General features: G+C 34.6%; 16 protein-coding genes. 2 read left to right on the forward strand and 14 right to left on the reverse strand.

Annotation, left to right across the window (positions count from 1 at the left end; all coding sequences use genetic code 11):
• Nucleotides 1-58 precede the first annotated feature (58 nt).
• A complete protein-coding gene (locus ACYVEC_RS28230) occupies nt 59-2,212 on the reverse strand; it encodes a peptidoglycan D,D-transpeptidase FtsI family protein (RefSeq protein WP_460509364.1) in 2,154 nt (717 codons plus the stop codon).
• Between the two features lie 279 nt (nt 2,213-2,491).
• Here ACYVEC_RS28230 and ACYVEC_RS28235 point away from each other — a divergent pair, with 279 nt between their 5' ends.
• Nucleotides 2,492-3,073, forward strand: a complete 582-nt coding sequence (locus tag ACYVEC_RS28235; protein WP_460509366.1) for a hypothetical protein — start codon at nt 2,492-2,494, stop codon at nt 3,071-3,073.
• A gap of 55 nt (nt 3,074-3,128) precedes the next feature.
• Here the strand turns inward: ACYVEC_RS28235 and ACYVEC_RS28240 are convergent, their stop codons facing one another.
• From ACYVEC_RS28240 to ACYVEC_RS28300, 13 genes are all read right to left on the reverse strand, one after another.
• Nucleotides 3,129-3,857 (reverse strand): NAD-dependent protein deacylase, encoded by a 729-nt coding sequence (locus ACYVEC_RS28240; protein WP_063225247.1) that lies wholly within the window; start codon nt 3,855-3,857, stop codon nt 3,129-3,131.
• 75 nt (nt 3,858-3,932) lie between these two features.
• A complete protein-coding gene (pcp, locus tag ACYVEC_RS28245; protein ID WP_063225246.1) occupies nt 3,933-4,580 on the reverse strand; it encodes a pyroglutamyl-peptidase I in 648 nt (215 codons plus the stop codon).
• Nucleotides 4,581-4,596: 16 nt separating this feature from the next.
• Nucleotides 4,597-5,559, reverse strand: a complete 963-nt coding sequence (locus ACYVEC_RS28250; RefSeq protein WP_063225245.1) for a DUF979 domain-containing protein — start codon at nt 5,557-5,559, stop codon at nt 4,597-4,599.
• A gap of 1 nt (nt 5,560) precedes the next feature.
• Entirely contained in the window at nt 5,561-6,256 is a 696-nt protein-coding gene (locus tag ACYVEC_RS28255; RefSeq protein WP_063225244.1) for a DUF969 domain-containing protein, read from the reverse strand.
• Between the two features lie 21 nt (nt 6,257-6,277).
• Nucleotides 6,278-7,039 (reverse strand): 5-oxoprolinase subunit PxpA, encoded by a 762-nt coding sequence (gene pxpA / locus ACYVEC_RS28260; protein WP_063225243.1) that lies wholly within the window; start codon nt 7,037-7,039, stop codon nt 6,278-6,280.
• Nucleotides 7,040-7,057: 18 nt separating this feature from the next.
• Nucleotides 7,058-8,047, reverse strand: coding sequence for a 5-oxoprolinase subunit C family protein (locus tag ACYVEC_RS28265; protein WP_063225242.1), 990 nt, complete (start codon nt 8,045-8,047; stop codon nt 7,058-7,060).
• Complete coding sequence (gene pxpB / locus ACYVEC_RS28270; RefSeq protein ID WP_063225241.1) at nt 8,038-8,751, reverse strand: 5-oxoprolinase subunit PxpB; 714 nt, start codon at nt 8,749-8,751, stop codon at nt 8,038-8,040. The genes ACYVEC_RS28265 and pxpB overlap by 10 nt, the downstream gene beginning before the upstream one ends.
• Nucleotides 8,752-8,765: 14 nt before the next feature.
• The gene (locus ACYVEC_RS28275) at nt 8,766-9,518 is read right to left on the reverse strand and encodes an IclR family transcriptional regulator (RefSeq protein WP_063225240.1); all 753 of its coding nucleotides are present in this window, start codon (nt 9,516-9,518) and stop codon (nt 8,766-8,768) included.
• A gap of 540 nt (nt 9,519-10,058) precedes the next feature.
• Nucleotides 10,059-10,892, reverse strand: coding sequence for a DNA alkylation repair protein (locus tag ACYVEC_RS28280; RefSeq protein ID WP_098556822.1), 834 nt, complete (start codon nt 10,890-10,892; stop codon nt 10,059-10,061).
• Between the two features lie 153 nt (nt 10,893-11,045).
• Nucleotides 11,046-11,597 (reverse strand): signal peptidase I, encoded by a 552-nt coding sequence (gene lepB, locus ACYVEC_RS28285; RefSeq protein ID WP_275719572.1) that lies wholly within the window; start codon nt 11,595-11,597, stop codon nt 11,046-11,048.
• 173 nt (nt 11,598-11,770) lie between these two features.
• Entirely contained in the window at nt 11,771-12,448 is a 678-nt protein-coding gene (locus ACYVEC_RS28290) for a copper homeostasis protein CutC (RefSeq protein WP_063225237.1), read from the reverse strand.
• A gap of 232 nt (nt 12,449-12,680) precedes the next feature.
• Complete coding sequence (spoIIP, locus tag ACYVEC_RS28295; RefSeq protein ID WP_098556820.1) at nt 12,681-13,811, reverse strand: stage II sporulation protein P; 1,131 nt, start codon at nt 13,809-13,811, stop codon at nt 12,681-12,683.
• A gap of 204 nt (nt 13,812-14,015) precedes the next feature.
• A complete protein-coding gene (locus ACYVEC_RS28300) occupies nt 14,016-14,720 on the reverse strand; it encodes an ArsR/SmtB family transcription factor (protein WP_098556819.1) in 705 nt (234 codons plus the stop codon).
• Between the two features lie 69 nt (nt 14,721-14,789).
• Between ACYVEC_RS28300 and ACYVEC_RS28305 the strand changes: the two genes are divergently transcribed.
• Nucleotides 14,790-15,260 (forward strand): DinB family protein, encoded by a 471-nt coding sequence (locus ACYVEC_RS28305; protein ID WP_063225234.1) that lies wholly within the window; start codon nt 14,790-14,792, stop codon nt 15,258-15,260.
• Nucleotides 15,261-15,428 lie beyond the last annotated feature (168 nt).

A 15,428-nucleotide genomic window follows, 5' to 3' on the forward strand; every position in this document is an offset into this window, starting at 1 on the left:
CTTTTTAAATCAAAAAATATATCACTGCACCATATGTCTCAATGCAGTGATATTATTTTTACTGGTTCTTGTTCGGCTGCTCTACTGGGACTGGATTTCCACCCGATCTTTTCGTTTTCAATTCAAAATACGCATCCAAAATCTCTTTACCAATCGCGGAATTAATTCCTGATTTATCATCATTTACCCATGGTACAACAACTGAAAAAGCTACTTCTGGATCAGCATCATATGGTGCATAACCGGCAAGAGTTAAATTATAACATTTTTTTCGGTTATTGTTTTCATCTCTTCCAATATCACTTTCTCCACCATATACCGTTTCAGCTGTCCCTGTTTTTCCAGCTGGTTTATATGGTAATCCTTTAAACGTTCCAGCACCTGTTCCGTCAGTTTCCTGGAATACTCTTCTAAACCCTTCTTTTACATGATTAATGTATGAAGTGTTCATATCTACTCGATTTAAAATAACTGGTTCAATAGATCGAATAACTTTTCCAACATCCTCTGGTCTATGTGGTTGCTCTCTCACTTCTTGTACAATTTGCGGTTTCATTCGGTAACCGCCATTTGCAATCGTTGAAATATATTGAGCAAGTTGAAGAGGTGTATATGTATCGTACTGTCCAATCGCATAATCAAGTAAAAAACCAGGTATGTTATCAGTTCTACCCATTTGACCAATCGATTCATTCGGCAAATCAATACCAGTCGGTACACCTAAACCAAATTGTCTAAAATAGTAGCGCATTTTATTAAATGTCTCTTTTCTAATGTCTAACGGATTGTTTGGCACATAATTTATACCCGCCATTTTTAAAGCTGTATTAAACATATAAACGTTTGATGAAACTTGTAAAGCTCTTAAATCATCAATATCACCAAAATCTTTCCACGATTTCTTCGGCTTAGTACTTCCTTTAAAATACATTGGTGCATCAAAGAAATGCGTATACGGCTTAATTGTTTCAGTTTGATATCCGGCTAATAAAGTAGCCCCTTTTACAGTTGATCCTAATTCATAAGAACTTGTCATCGTTCCTAAAGCATAATCTTCTATTTGCATGCCGCCATCTTTTTTTACAATTTTCTTTCCTGCCATCGATAAAATTTGACCGTTTTTCGGGTTCATCATTACAACGAACGCACGATCCATCATCGGCTCTGCAGAATGGAATGCTCGTAAGTTCTTTTCAAGGCTTTCCTCTACTTTTTTCTGTAAATCCATATCTACTGTTAACATTAAATTATTTCCACTTTTTCCTTCAGTCACTTTTTCAGTTCGAATAATATTCCCTGTTTTATCTGTAATATTTCTAGTCTGTTCTTTCGTTCCATGTAGTGCATCTTCGTATTGTTTTTCAATATAACTCTTACCAATACGATCATTTCTGTTATAATCACGTACTAAGTAATAATCCAATTGTTCTCTTGGCAATCCTTCATTTTCAGTAGAAACACTCCCAAGGATAGAACGAAGTATTTTATCATTTGGATATTCACGTTCCCAATCCACTGTCGTATCTACTCCTGGCAAGCTTGCCAATCTTTCACTAACAATCGCATATTCATTTTGACTTACATCTTTTTTAACGATTTGCGGCGTCATTTTATATCCTGCATTCATTCTACTTTTAATTGCTAGTACTTCTAGATCCTCTTTTGAAAGTTCGCTTAATTCCTCTTGTGTAATTCTTTCCCTACGTAACTCTTCTACTTTTTTATCTAATTCTTTCCCTTCTATCTCTTGCTTCCTAAATGTATTCTCATCTTCTTTCGTTACTTTTGCTGCTGCCTGTTTTTCATTTAACTGCATCCAAAAATCTTTCTTATCTGTTTCTGTCAACCTATCTATATCTTCTGGCGATATTTCAATTAGCTGGGCTAAATTTCTTGCTACTTGTAAAACTTCTTTCGAATCTACTCCTTTCATTTTCGTATATGTAACGGTTCGTAGCGGTTTATTATTTACAATCACATGACCTTGTCGATCAAACATTTTCCCTCTAGGTACAGGTGTGCTTACCGTTACATCTTCTTTTTTGTTCACTTCATTTCTATACGTTTCTCCATCAATGATTTGTACTTTACCTAATTGAATTATAATAGCTGAAAATAAAAGAAAAACGATAAAAAATAGTACATTTAATCGAAATGGAATATGAGTCTTTTTCTTTTTCGATTGTTTCTTCTGCTCCTTTTTCTGTTTCATTTCGCTCCCTCGCTTCATTCTATTAACATTTCTACACAGAACCATTATGTATCAAATTTATTTATATGATATATATAGAATTTTATATTAATTACAAAAGAATTAAAAGATTTAATTTTCAGTTTTTTAATTTTATATCCTATTTATTACCATTCCCTTATTAAGGAATAACATGAATGTTGTTCTAAAAGAAAGATTGTATATAATTATTTTTTCATACCTTTCATTCATATTTCTTTGTATACTAACAATAAAATCCATTACTAAGGAGAAAATGAAATGACAGATTCATTCACAATTCATATTAATACGTCACATTGTTTAAACTTTATGATTTATATTCAAAATATTTATCTCAACCAAAAAGAGAAAAAAGAAAATTTAAGATTTCCTTACATAGCAAGACAATTCAATTTCTCTACTAACTTTGAAGCGAATTTCAAAGAATTATGGCATACACTTCGCAAAAAAATTGCTAACGACAAATATGATTTACAAATTTTTCATGAAGAAAATCATATCTTTTATGAGAAGCTTTTTGACACTCATTTATGTAATGAGGAATCCTTTAAAGAGTTAATATGTAGTTTTAAAGTATGGTGGACTAACATAGTAGGTCAGCATTCATTAGAATGGTCTGTAAGTGAGTATAGTACGCAACTTTATAATGACTTAGTTTTATACTTAAAACAAAATCAAATAGAACCTTTACAACAGCTACACATTAGCTTACTTTATGACGATTGTGTATTCACTAAAGATAATATTACTTCTTACTCTGCTATTTTACCTACGAAACACCTTTTTATAAATTATAGAGATGTTGTTACTACATTATCAACATGTTTTCATGTGGCTTAAAACAGCGATTACTCAAATAAAAAACTGAGGTAGATACCTCAGTTTTTTTGATATTTTATTTCATTGATGATAATCCTTCTACAAATTCACCAATCTTATTTTGAAAAACAAAATCAAAGTTATATTCTTGCCCTGTTAGCTCTTCATTTACTAAAATAGTCTTTGCTCCTACTTCTCTCTTTGCGATTTCTGGGAATGAAGCGACAGGCTGTACTTTTAATGTTGTTCCCATGACGATAAGCACATCTGTTTCATATAAACGTTTCATCGCGTTTTGATATTGCGGCAGTGTATCTCCGTATAAAACAACGTCTGGATTTAAAATGAAATTACACTTCTGACAGCGAGGCACTTCATGATCAATCATATACTGCAAGTCATATCCCGCTTTACATTTTGGACAATGCGCTGTTTGCAGTGTTCCATGTAGATCAATAACATGTTTACTACCACCTAATTGATGTAAACCGTCAATATTTTGCGTTAAAATCGTAATATCTTTCCCTTGTTCTTCTAATTCAGCTAAAAAGCGATGCCCACGATTTGGTTTATATTGATGAAACGTATTAATTTGAAAAATTTCTTTATAATGCTTCCAAAACTCTTTCGGGCTTCGGTTATAGTACCCTCTCGATAAGTACATTTCCACATTTGCATCAGCGTACAATCCATTTGCTGAACGAAAATCTGGGATACCACTTTCCGTACTTGCACCTGCACCTGTTAATACTGTAATTTTCTTCGCTTTTTCTAAAATTGAACGTACTTCTTCAAATTGTTGCACAAAAATCACCTCTATGTATTTTCCTATTCTTATTATACCAGTTGTTTACAGGAGGTGTTGTACACTTCGGTTTATTTAATGCGTCGCACCCCCAACCTCTACAATATCTACCTCTACTTCCGTCGTTACCTCAACTGCCAATTCTATCCCTTTACTAATAGTAGTAAGTGACATACTCGGTTGGCCTGGATAGTTACTCGCTTGTTCTGGTAAAAACGGAATATGGACAAATCCACCTTTTATTTTCTTATCACGGTTCTCTATTTCATGCATAAGACCATAGAATAAGTGATTACAAACGAATGTACCTGCTGTTTGTGAAACGGAAGCTGGTATGCCTTCTTCTTGAAGCTTTTTTACGATTGCTTTCATCGGAAGTGTAGACCAATAGGCAGCAGGTCCTCCTTCTATAACTGGTACATCTACCGGCTGATTCCCTTCATTGTCAGCTATTCTTGCATCATCGATATTAATTGCGACACGCTCTATCGTAATATCTGGTCTGCCCCCAGCTTGTCCGATACATATAATTATTTCAGGGTTTAGTTCTTGTATATATTCGTTTAAAACTTTTATTGATTTATGAAATACGGTTGGTACTTGTTTACTTATAATCTTGTACTCTCCGATTGTTTTTTCATGCAAACTTTTTGCGACTTCCCAAGCTGGATTGATACTTTCTCCGCCGAACGGATCGAATCCTGTTAATAATACTGTTTTCATAGTTTTACCCTCCTAATTAGAAACGATATACTAAGCCGTACATAATAAACATATTTATGATAAAGATTGAAAGAGCAATTGGGACTTGCGCTTTAATAACCGCATTTTTATCTTTTAGCTCTAAAAGCATTGCCGGAACGATATTAAAGTTTGCTGCCATTGGAGTAAGTAACGTTCCGCAATATCCAGCAAACATACCAAGAGCTGCCATAATTGCTGGGTTTCCACCGTGCATTTGAACAATTAAAGGTAAGCCAATTCCGCCAGTAATTACGGCAAACGCTGCGAAAGCATTTCCCATTACGACTGTAAAGAGCATCATTCCTAAACAATACGCCATAACAGCAACGAACGGATACTCTGTCGGTAATACTTGGCCGACTAAATCAGAAACGACTTGTCCAACGCCAGATTTTGCGAAAATACCGCCAAGTGCTGCTAACATTTGTGGTAAAATAACAGCCCAGCCGACAGCTTGTAATAATCTACTTCCTTCTTGAACAGGCGTTGTTATTTTCGATTTTGTAATTCGCATCGCAGCAACGAACGCAAGTAATGCTCCTAGTGCTAATGCTACTAGTGTTACTTTATCTGGATCAACAAGGGATACATTTCCCCATTTAATTTTCCCTAACGTTAACGTACCGATAATTGTAAAAATAGGAATTAAAAGTGCAGGCATAAAGATTTTATTCTTTAATTTCTCCGCATGTTTTACACGTTCTTGCACTGGTACTTCTTTTTCCTGAGACTTTGTTACTTTATTTAATGAAGCTAATACGACCATAGCAAGCACAATACAACCAACGTAAAACGAAGGAATTACATTTCCAAACAAAAATGTAACTGCAAACAATGCCCAAAATAAACTAGAACCAAATCGATTTGGATGCTCACGATCAAACGCAATACGAACAGCGATAAATGCAACGATTATACCTAATACATAATAGATTGTATCCATAGTTATGATGTTCATATTATATTGCCTCCTTCTCTTCTTTTGCTTCTGCCTTCATTGTTTTCTCTATATATTTATCAAACCTTCTAAATCTAATCCAGCTCACGATAAGTGCAGATATTGCAGTTGGAATCCCCCAAAGTGCCATATCCCAAACACCGACATGCATACCTACTGAATCGAAGAATCCTTTCATTAATAAAATGGCACCAGTTGCGATAAATATATCTTCTCCGAAAAACCAAGCTGTATTTTCCGCAGCAGCTGCATTTGCTTTGATCTTCTCTCTTAATTTTTCAGGTAGTTTACCGTATTTACCTTGTGCCGCTCCTTCTGCCATCGGTGCAACAAGCGGTCTTACTGTTTGCGCATGACCACCAATATTAAGCCCTAGTGCTGCTGATGATTCTCTTATCGTAAAATATGACATTAATACTCTTCCAGTTGTTGCGCCTTTTGATTTCGTTATAAGCGCTTCTGCTCTTTCTTTTAAACCGTAACGCTCTAAAATCCCGATTACCGGTAAAGTTAATATTATCGGCATAGACATATATCTATTTTCTATGAAAAATTTACCGAACATGCTGATCACATCATAAAAACTTAATCCTGAAACCATACCAGTAACAATACCTGCGACCATAACTACTAATAGTGTATTTAATCTAAATAAAAAACCAACTGCAACAAGTAGTATCCCGATTAATTTAATCATTCCAGCACTTCCCCCTATTTTTTATTTTGGTGCACAAATAGAAATACCTTCAAGTTTGAATGTTCTGTATATTCTTTCCGCAAATTTCACTGCTTTTTCTCCATCACCATGTAAACAAATCGTTTTCGCCTGAACTGTTACTTTCTCTCCATTCACCGAATTTACATAGCCTTCTTTCACCATTTGAATCACTTGTTTTATCGCTTCGTCTTCATTTTTTATAAGCGCATTCTCTTCTGTACGACTTGTTAATGTTCCATCTTGCCTATACGTACGATCTGCAAAAGCTTCTTGTACGAGAGTTACGTTATATTTTTCCGCAGCCTGTTTATATGCCTCGCTATTTGCCAATCCGTAAAGTAATAACTTTGGATTCACATGAGAAATTGCCTTTGCGATTGCATCTGCAATTTCCGGATTAGTCGCCGCCATATTATATAAAGCACCGTGTGGCTTTACATGCTGCATCTTCCCGCCAGCTGCTTTTACAAACCCGTCTAATGCACCAATTTGATATAAAACATAATCGTATACTTCACTTGCTGAAACGTTCATGTTTCTTCTCCCAAATCCAATTAAATCTGGAAACCCTGGGTGTGCCCCTATCGCTACGTTTTGCTGCATTGCCTTTTCAACTGTTTGCCGCATAACGGACGGATCACCCGCATGAAAACCGCAAGCAACATTTATAGAGGATACGAATGGAAGAATTTCATCATCACTCCCCATTTTATAAGCGCCAAAACTTTCTCCTAAATCACAGTTTAAATCAATTGTAGTCACAATATTACCCTCCTAATTTCAGCTTCGTAAAGCAATGAATTTCTTTAATAGATTCATATTTACTTCTTGTTCTATGTACAATTGTTCCGCTTCTTCAAGCGTAATTTGCTCAAATGAAACATAGTCTCCTGGTTTTAGCTGGGCAAGAAGAGGAAGATCTACTAAAATAATATTTCCCATTCTCGGATAGCCACCTGTCGTTTGCCTATCTGCCATTAATATAATCGGCTGTCCACCGTTTGGAACTTGAATCGTTCCGAATGTAACGGGACTCGATAAAATCTCTGTTTCTTCCATCCTATTTAAAACTTCTCCCTCAACCCTATAGCCCATACGGTCAGCATAATTAGATACCTTATAGTCTTTCGTAAAAAATGCCTTTCTACTTTCTTCTGTAAATTGATCATATTCAAAATCCGTTATGACACGAAGCTTAGGATGTTTCTTATATTTTGGCCTTACGCTGCTGCTAATTGCCCATTTCGTTTTGATTCGCTCATCCTTTTGTAAATCTTGAATGAAACGATGAGCCATTTCTGATCGTTCACCAAGTTGAAAATAGTCACCTTTTTTCAGCATTCTTCCTTCCATACCACCAATCGCTGCACGTATGTAAGTACTTTTGCTTCCCATTGTACGGTCAATATGCATACCACCTGCAAAAGTCACATACGTTCTGCAACCACTTTTCACTTTTCCAAAACAAAGCATGCTACCTTCTTCCGCTAAAATGGGACGCCATAACGGGATACGTTCTCCGTTTAATAACGGTTCCATATCTGCTCCGCCAATCGCAAGTAAAGTTGTTTTCTTTATTAACAATTTAGGCCCCATGATCGTCATTTCAAGTCCCGCTTCATTCTCTTCATTACCAACTAACATATTGATCATCCGAAGTGCACTTTGATCCATAGCCCCGCCAACAGGTACGCCATATTGTTGATAATGAGATCGCCCTAAATCTTGGACTGTTGTAAACATCCCTGCATGCAAAACCTCTACATCCATTCCTTAGCCCCCTCAAGTGATACGTACTCTTCTTTCGTTATTGGAATAAATCGTAAATACATACCGCTTTGGATATAGGTTGGTGTTTCTTCTTCCGGATTAAATAAGGAGATTGGTGTTCGGCCAATAATATTCCATCCACCCGGTGTTTCAAGCGGATAAATACCTGTTTGATTTCCACCAATACCTACTGAACCCGGAGAGATTTGCAACCGTGGTATTTCTTTTCTAGATGTTTCTAGTTCTTTTGATAGTCCTCCTAAATACGGGAACCCTGGTGTAAAACCTAGCATATATACAAAATATGTTGTTTCACTATGTATTCGAATTACATCTTCTACTTGTAAATTGTGATAATGTGCGACCTCTTCTAAATCAGGTCCATATTCTCCCCCGTAACAAACTGGTATAGAAATATGTTTCACTTCTCGTTTCAGCTCTTCCTTATACGTATCGAATATTCCAGTTATGTATTGGCATACGTAATCATACGGTCGTATCTTTCTATCATTTTCCTTCCATACTTCATATAAATTGTAGTAAACGGCTAATGAAGTGAACGACGGAACGCATTCAATCATTCCTGTAAACGGATGTTGCTGCAACGCTTGAAATAGTCGTTGTACTTTTTCGTATACATCCATCCCGATCTCTTCACCAAATGTAACAATAATTGCTTGATCCCCTAACGCAGAAAATTTCATCCCACTCCCTCTTTCTATGCCAAAAAGCCGAGTTCTTTCGAAATGCGATTTGCTGTCTCTTTCACCTTCGCGATAAAATATGATATATTGCTTTCGCTGTACTCAATTGCTAATCCCGAAATACTAATGCCTGCTACAATCGTTCCATCGCTTGCGAAAATGGGTGCTGCTATAGCCGCTGTATGATTTTCTAACTCAGAGTAGCTAATTGTATGACCTTCCTTTTTCGCCATTTGTAACACTTCTAGCAATTGTTTCTTATCCACGATTGTTCCATCTGCAAACTGTTTTAAATCCGTTTCCTCTACGTACTTCTGTTTCTCTTCCTCTGAGAAATACGATAATAAAATCCTCGGACATGCACCGGCATAAAGTGGAGCTCGTCTTCCAACCGCCGTATACACACGTACAGGCTGAACACCTTCCATCTTTTCCACATAAATCGCGTCATTGCCATCTTGGATAATTAAATTAACTGCCTGCCCTAAACTATCTCTAAGCTCTTTCATATATGGAATCGCAATATTTCTTACTGATAATCTTTGTGAGACAAGTTGACCGAACCGTAAAAAAACGACTCCTAGACGATATTTCCCCTTTTCGTTTTTTTGTAAAAACTCCATTTCTTCTAACGAGCCAATTAAACGATAAACAGATGTTTTCGGCATACTCGTAAGCTGAACCATCTCTGTTAAACTGAGCTCTTCATGCTCATAAAACAACTCTAAAATATCCATTGTTTTAACTGCCGTTTTATTTATACTCATTCTATCTCCTTCTTGTTCCGAATTTCGGAACTTAAATTCCGTTTTTCGAAACAAATATATAATTTAAAATTATAAAATATTCTTTCAATTCTATCAATATTTTTTTCACATACATAATCCGATATATTTTGTCCGCTATAAAAAAAACACAAATAATATTTGATTTATATAGAATGAAAGGCTCTTGGATGATTGACAGAACTTTAACACGTGAAGAACGAACTATTAGTGAATGTAATTTATATTGGAGTGATTCGCTTCCTGACAGTGAATATAAAATTAACTTTAGAAATCACGACGGTTCAATTTCCAAATTTCACATCGCTACAAAACTATTAGAATAAAAGTTACAATAAAAAAGTACGGAAGTTTAGATTTGAAATAAAATTTGATCATCTTTCATTAATAACACAGATATAAAAGAAAATATAAAGAGCATGTATTGATCAATACATGCTCTTCTCATAGTTATTCAAAGTATTCTTTTTTTAACATGATTAATTGTTCCTTCGTACAACTAATAAGTCTATTAGTTACATATTACTTATTTTTCAAAATCGTTCTTTTAGCTTTTTTAATAATTCTACTAGTTGATTTTATGTCAGTATCCTTTTCCCATTCTTCACACAGGTTCATTACCCAATCCGGTTTAGTTTTACTTGCATCATTTAACCAGTTTCCAACCGAATCTTGTACATATTTTGATGGATCTGATTTAAGTAAATTAAGAATGGGAAGTGCTTTTTCAGGTTCTTGTTTTAATATTTCAATATGTTTACTCCATACCCCTCGAGGACGAATAGATTCTACAGAGAACCTGCGAATATTCTCATCTTCACTTTTTGCCCATTCTACTAACAATTTCACACTTTCTTCTATATTTTGTGAAAGGTCTTCTCTAATAGACATCCAAGCAATTTCTCGAACACCAAAATGATGATCCGCCGCAAAAGGTCGAATGTACGTTAATGTATCTTTTAATTTGTTATTTGATTTCTTATTCATAAACGCTGCCAAACATCGTACACTATCTGAAATATGATTAGATAATTTTAACAGTACATCTTCCTTGTTCCCTTCATTCTCTTTGAGTATAATTTCATCCAATAAATTTCCTGTTATTCGTATGACTTTCATACCTGTTTCAACGTTCTGTTTTTCTAATTCAGCTACTATACATTCCAAACTATTCTTGAGTCCTATTGAAGGTAAGACATTTTTAAGTAGTTCAATATGATTTATAGCTAGCCATTCTGTTAGATTAACACTTTCTACTTTCCCTTGCTGTAGTAATTGTAAGACCTCTTTAGGAATTTCATTTACTTTCCTGGCTCCTTTCCTGTTTAAAATAACTTCTGCTTCTTTCGTTATCATGTAAATTCCCTCCTTGCAATACTATCTTCAAATAAACAGAGGCCATTTTGAAAAATACTAATCAAAATGGCCTCTGTCTTTCTTAAATGAACATTCAGTTTTACAAAAAATGTGCTTTAAATCCACCGGAAGAATATTTCTCCCATACTTGCTTTATAACGCTCTTACTTGTTTCAACGGCCAGAAAACAGCTTGTCCTTTTCCGACAATTTCATCTTCTGAAATAAATCCAAACATACGACCGTCTTTAGAAACTTCACGATTATCCCCTAAAACAAACACTTGGCCTTCTGGCACTTTCGTTTTTCCTGTGATTTGTTCTAACGTAAAGTCTGGAGTTAATACACGGCCTGTTGCTTTTTCTTTAAACTCTTTTAAATATGGTTCTTCCATCGCTTTTCCGTTTACATATAAAATATCATTTTTATACTCAACTGTATCGCCTGGTAAACCAATTACTCGTTTTACTAAATCATATCCTTCTTTTCCGTGGAAGACGATAATATCAAAGCGTTCTAATCCACTTATACTATAACCAATCTTATTGACGAGAACTCGTTCGTTATTTTCTAAAGTGGGCATCATCGATTCGCCTTGTACTAATGACGGTGTAAATAAAACACCGCGAATAATTGCGATTAATACAAGGGTAAATCCTATCGTTTTCGCCCATGAGAATAATTCTTTCTTCGTATTTTCCTTCATCGTTTCTCCTCTTTCTTACGCATTTATTTTATCCCGCTTTAACAGGCAGTAAGACCCTCACCTCAAAATTTAGCGAAAGCAAAGAAGCTAGATGTGGATCAACTGCCCGTTAAAGCCCGATTGGTGAGGGCTAATAATCAGTGGGGGAAGCCCCCCCCCCACTGATTAAAGTTTCACTTTATGATTTGAACTAATTCTTGTACTAAATTAAGATCAATTTCAGCAAAACATGATTTCCCTTCTCTTACCGCTGTACCGACATGAGCTTGCGAAATTCCAGTTTCATCTAGCAATTGCTTTATATTTTCTTTCGTCACGCCAGCTCCAGCTACAAGTTGAATTTGACCATCGCTTACCTTTTGCATTTCTGTAAGCACCGGAATATTCTCTACTATATTTCCTTGTCCACCTGAAGTTAAAACGTGAGTCACTTTATGAAACTTCTTTAAAGTTCTCATCGCTTCTACTGGATTTTCTATATCATCTATTGCACGGTGATATGTGACATTTATCCCGTCTACCACAGATAATAAATCCGCTAGTTTCTCTTCATCCACTTCATTTCGTTCATTTAATACACCTAATACAACACCAGCTACTCCTAATTTTTGAGCAACTACAATATCTTCTTTCATCATTTCAATTTCTTCTTCCGTATATGTAAAAGACTTCGCATGCGGACGAATCATAACGTGAATCGGTATATGTACCGCTTCTACCGCTTTTTTTATAAAAGCATAACTTGGCGTTAAACCGCCTTCTGTATAAGATGAAATTAATTCAATTCGCTTCCCGCCAGCTCGTTCAATTCGTTTCACATCTTCTAAACATGTTGCAATAACCTCTAGCATGAGATGACCTCTTTTCGTGCTTTTTTCTTATTATACAGTAGGTGAAATAAGAAGCATAGTATTCTCCTATAAAACGATAAAAAGAAGAATGAAAAGAAAGATTTTTTTAACTGATAACATTTTTGGGTAATGATATTTTTCCATATACTACAAAAAAGAGTAACCCCCTAGAACTTCATACTAGGTGTCACTCCTTTTTATTTTAGAAAAATACTAGGTTTCCCCTATATATTTAGTTATTTTTCTTAACTACTTCATTATAATAGTGGCTAAATGCTTCTGCTAATGCGTCAACGGAAGCATATAATTCTTCTGGTGTATTATCTACGCCTCCCATTTCAATAAGTAATGCATTTGGAGAAAGGTCTTGATTATATACTCCATTCCCGCTTTTACGATCTTTAATAAAAATCCCTCGGCTTAAACCATAATACTTCTCGTCTAAATATGAATTTATTGCCGTTACTATTTTTTTATTTTTTTCAAAGTTAGGATTCTCTCGTCCTAATATAAAATAGAGGCGAGCATAATTCTTTCCATTAATATTTTTTGTTGTAATATTTTTTCGTGCATCATCTCTATGAAGGTCCATTGGAAACATAATATTTTTATCTTGTGCTAATTTATCTTGTAATATTTGACGAGATCCTTTGTAGGATTGCGCCCAGTTTAAATTTTTATTTCGCAGAAAATCCCTCATATTTGTCGTATCATGTGAAACGCCTATTCCTTTTTCTTCTAACTTTTGTTTTAAATAATTTCCAACAAACGTAATATTCACTTCATTATTTGTACTAGAGGCATCATTAGGTATAGTAGCACCTGGAATTAGAGGAATAAACGACTCCCAACTATGTGTATGATAAATAAAAACTTTATTTTCACCGTTATTTTGTGTATTTGAATTGTTTTCTTTCTCACTCTTTGGGTGTTTAACAGCAGTACCTTCATTCTTAATATTCTCTATAGGAATGCTGGATTCTTCAGGAATGTTCGTATAATCTGTTCCCTCTCCAGCAATTAATATTTCCGAATAAAATTGATTCATATTTGGAAGTTCTCGAGTTAATAAGCTTCGGAGGTCATTTACATTAATATTTGTAGAAAGTGAAAGTAAAAAAGATTCCAAAGACGCTCGTCCTTTTTCTTTATGAAATTCTTCTGCAAAATAATGATTTTCACTTCCTATCATATACATAAGGCCTTTAGTAGAATTCGTTCCTAATAATTGATTAACATAATACGATTTAAATACGCTTGAATTACTAGAAATGAAGAATGAAGTGAGAATACATATAATCGTGAATAAAATACATATCACTACATACTTTATATTAAATACTTTCAGTTTCACTTTATTCATTTTATATCTCCCTTCATTTAATATATTCTTACGCATAATTTTTAAGTAATATGATTATTAATTTAATAGAACTTCCTCAACTACTATGTTTTCATTTAACCTCTTTCCATAAAGTGATTGAGGTTAAATTTGCCTTGCGTAAATATCATCTAAGATTTTATAAGAAATTAAATAACCTGAGTCTATATTTTATATAGACTCAGGTTATTTAATTTCTTCATTTTTCATGTCAATTCCCAATTGGTCTTTCAATAACTTCATACCTTTTTTTGTAAGATGGACGGCTCGAGTTTTATCCGTTTTTGTAATCCATTCCTGTTCAAAAAACAGTTTTGCAATCGCAGATCCTAACCAACCAGAAATATGGTAGCGTCGTTCACTCCAATCAAGACAAGGTTTTGCAAATACCCTCCTCTTTATTTCTGCTGTTTCAATATTTATTCCAAAATTCAGAAACCATCTTTTACCTTGTTCTGTTACAATGTATTCTTCTTCCTCTAAAATTATAAATTCACTAGCAAGTAATTTTTCAGTTATCTCTACACCGAGCTTGCCTGCAAGATGATCATAGCAAGTTCGAGCATAACGAACTTGCTTTAGTTGATTCGATTGATTTAAAGAGCGAACTTGGGCTATTGGTGCAATTGTCCCTAACTTTTCAATAACTTCTGCTACCTCTTGATTAGCAAGTCGATAGTAACGATGTCTACCATGTTGTTCAACTGTAAGTAGATTCCCCTCTACTAATTTAGAAAGATGAGAACTAATCGTTGGATGTGACACTTTTGCCATATAAGCCAATTCACTAGCAGGTAGTGCCTGATTATTCATTAGACAATCTAAGATGATTGCTCTTGTAGGTTCAGCAATTAATTTAGCTATATATGAGATATTCGGATATACATTCATATTTCGATGATACCCTAACTGTTAAATTGATACAATTATTTTAAGTTTAATAGTAAAGGAGAATTTATTATGAATGCAATTGATCTTAGTATATTAAATTTGAAAGAAACGAGAAGACGCTCAGAAAAATTATGGAATTCTCTTCCCGATAATTTTCTTAATTGGAAGCCTGATAATGAGGCTATGTCCTTTGGTGAAATGATTCGTCACGTATGGAGCTCAACTTTTTACTATCATATGATTTTAAAAAACAACGGCTCAATAAACGACATAGATATCCCGTATGATGACGAGCCAATTACTTGTGTGAAAAAAGAAATTGAGTTGGCACAATCATACTTTACTGACTTCATAGAATATGTTCAATCAATAAGCATAGCCGAGCTAGATTCAAGACTTATTGATCGAAGCGATGTTGGCTATCAACGATATTTAGGTGATATGCTATTACGAATTGCCTATCATGATGCGGTCCATGCAGGTCAATTTTTACAATATTTGCGAATGGTAAATTTAGAAAGACCATTGATTTGGGATTAAATTTAGTAATTATTTGCAAAGTTTCCAAACTGGCATTACAATAAGAATTTTTCAACAAGAAACAATCACAAAACCATGATAACCATTTATATTAAAAACCTACATCTCAACTTGGTACGTTCCTGCACATAAAAAGCACGTGTTCGATTACTAATCAAACACGTGCTT

Source organism: Bacillus sp. MN7755 (genome assembly GCF_054771475.1).

Bases quoted from the DNA above. Each gene is read 5' to 3' on its own strand.
- ACYVEC_RS28230 (WP_460509364.1), bottom strand. From the start codon at position 2,212: ATGAAACAGAAAAAGGAGCAGAAGAAACAATCGAAAAAGAAAAAGACT.
- ACYVEC_RS28235 (WP_460509366.1), top strand. From the start codon at position 2,492: ATGACAGATTCATTCACAATTCATATTAATACGTCACATTGTTTAAAC.
- pcp (WP_063225246.1), bottom strand. From the start codon at position 4,580: ATGAAAACAGTATTATTAACAGGATTCGATCCGTTCGGCGGAGAAAGT.
- ACYVEC_RS28250 (WP_063225245.1), bottom strand. From the start codon at position 5,559: ATGAACATCATAACTATGGATACAATCTATTATGTATTAGGTATAATC.
- ACYVEC_RS28255 (WP_063225244.1), bottom strand. From the start codon at position 6,256: ATGATTAAATTAATCGGGATACTACTTGTTGCAGTTGGTTTTTTATTT.
- ACYVEC_RS28265 (WP_063225242.1), bottom strand. From the start codon at position 8,047: ATGGATGTAGAGGTTTTGCATGCAGGGATGTTTACAACAGTCCAAGAT.
- pxpB (WP_063225241.1), bottom strand. From the start codon at position 8,751: ATGAAATTTTCTGCGTTAGGGGATCAAGCAATTATTGTTACATTTGGT.
- ACYVEC_RS28275 (WP_063225240.1), bottom strand. From the start codon at position 9,518: ATGAGTATAAATAAAACGGCAGTTAAAACAATGGATATTTTAGAGTTG.
- ACYVEC_RS28280 (WP_098556822.1), bottom strand. From the start codon at position 10,892: ATGATAACGAAAGAAGCAGAAGTTATTTTAAACAGGAAAGGAGCCAGG.
- lepB (WP_275719572.1), bottom strand. From the start codon at position 11,597: ATGAAGGAAAATACGAAGAAAGAATTATTCTCATGGGCGAAAACGATA.
- ACYVEC_RS28290 (WP_063225237.1), bottom strand. From the start codon at position 12,448: ATGCTAGAGGTTATTGCAACATGTTTAGAAGATGTGAAACGAATTGAA.
- spoIIP (WP_098556820.1), bottom strand. From the start codon at position 13,811: ATGAATAAAGTGAAACTGAAAGTATTTAATATAAAGTATGTAGTGATA.
- ACYVEC_RS28300 (WP_098556819.1), bottom strand. From the start codon at position 14,720: ATGAATGTATATCCGAATATCTCATATATAGCTAAATTAATTGCTGAA.
- ACYVEC_RS28305 (WP_063225234.1), top strand. From the start codon at position 14,790: ATGAATGCAATTGATCTTAGTATATTAAATTTGAAAGAAACGAGAAGA.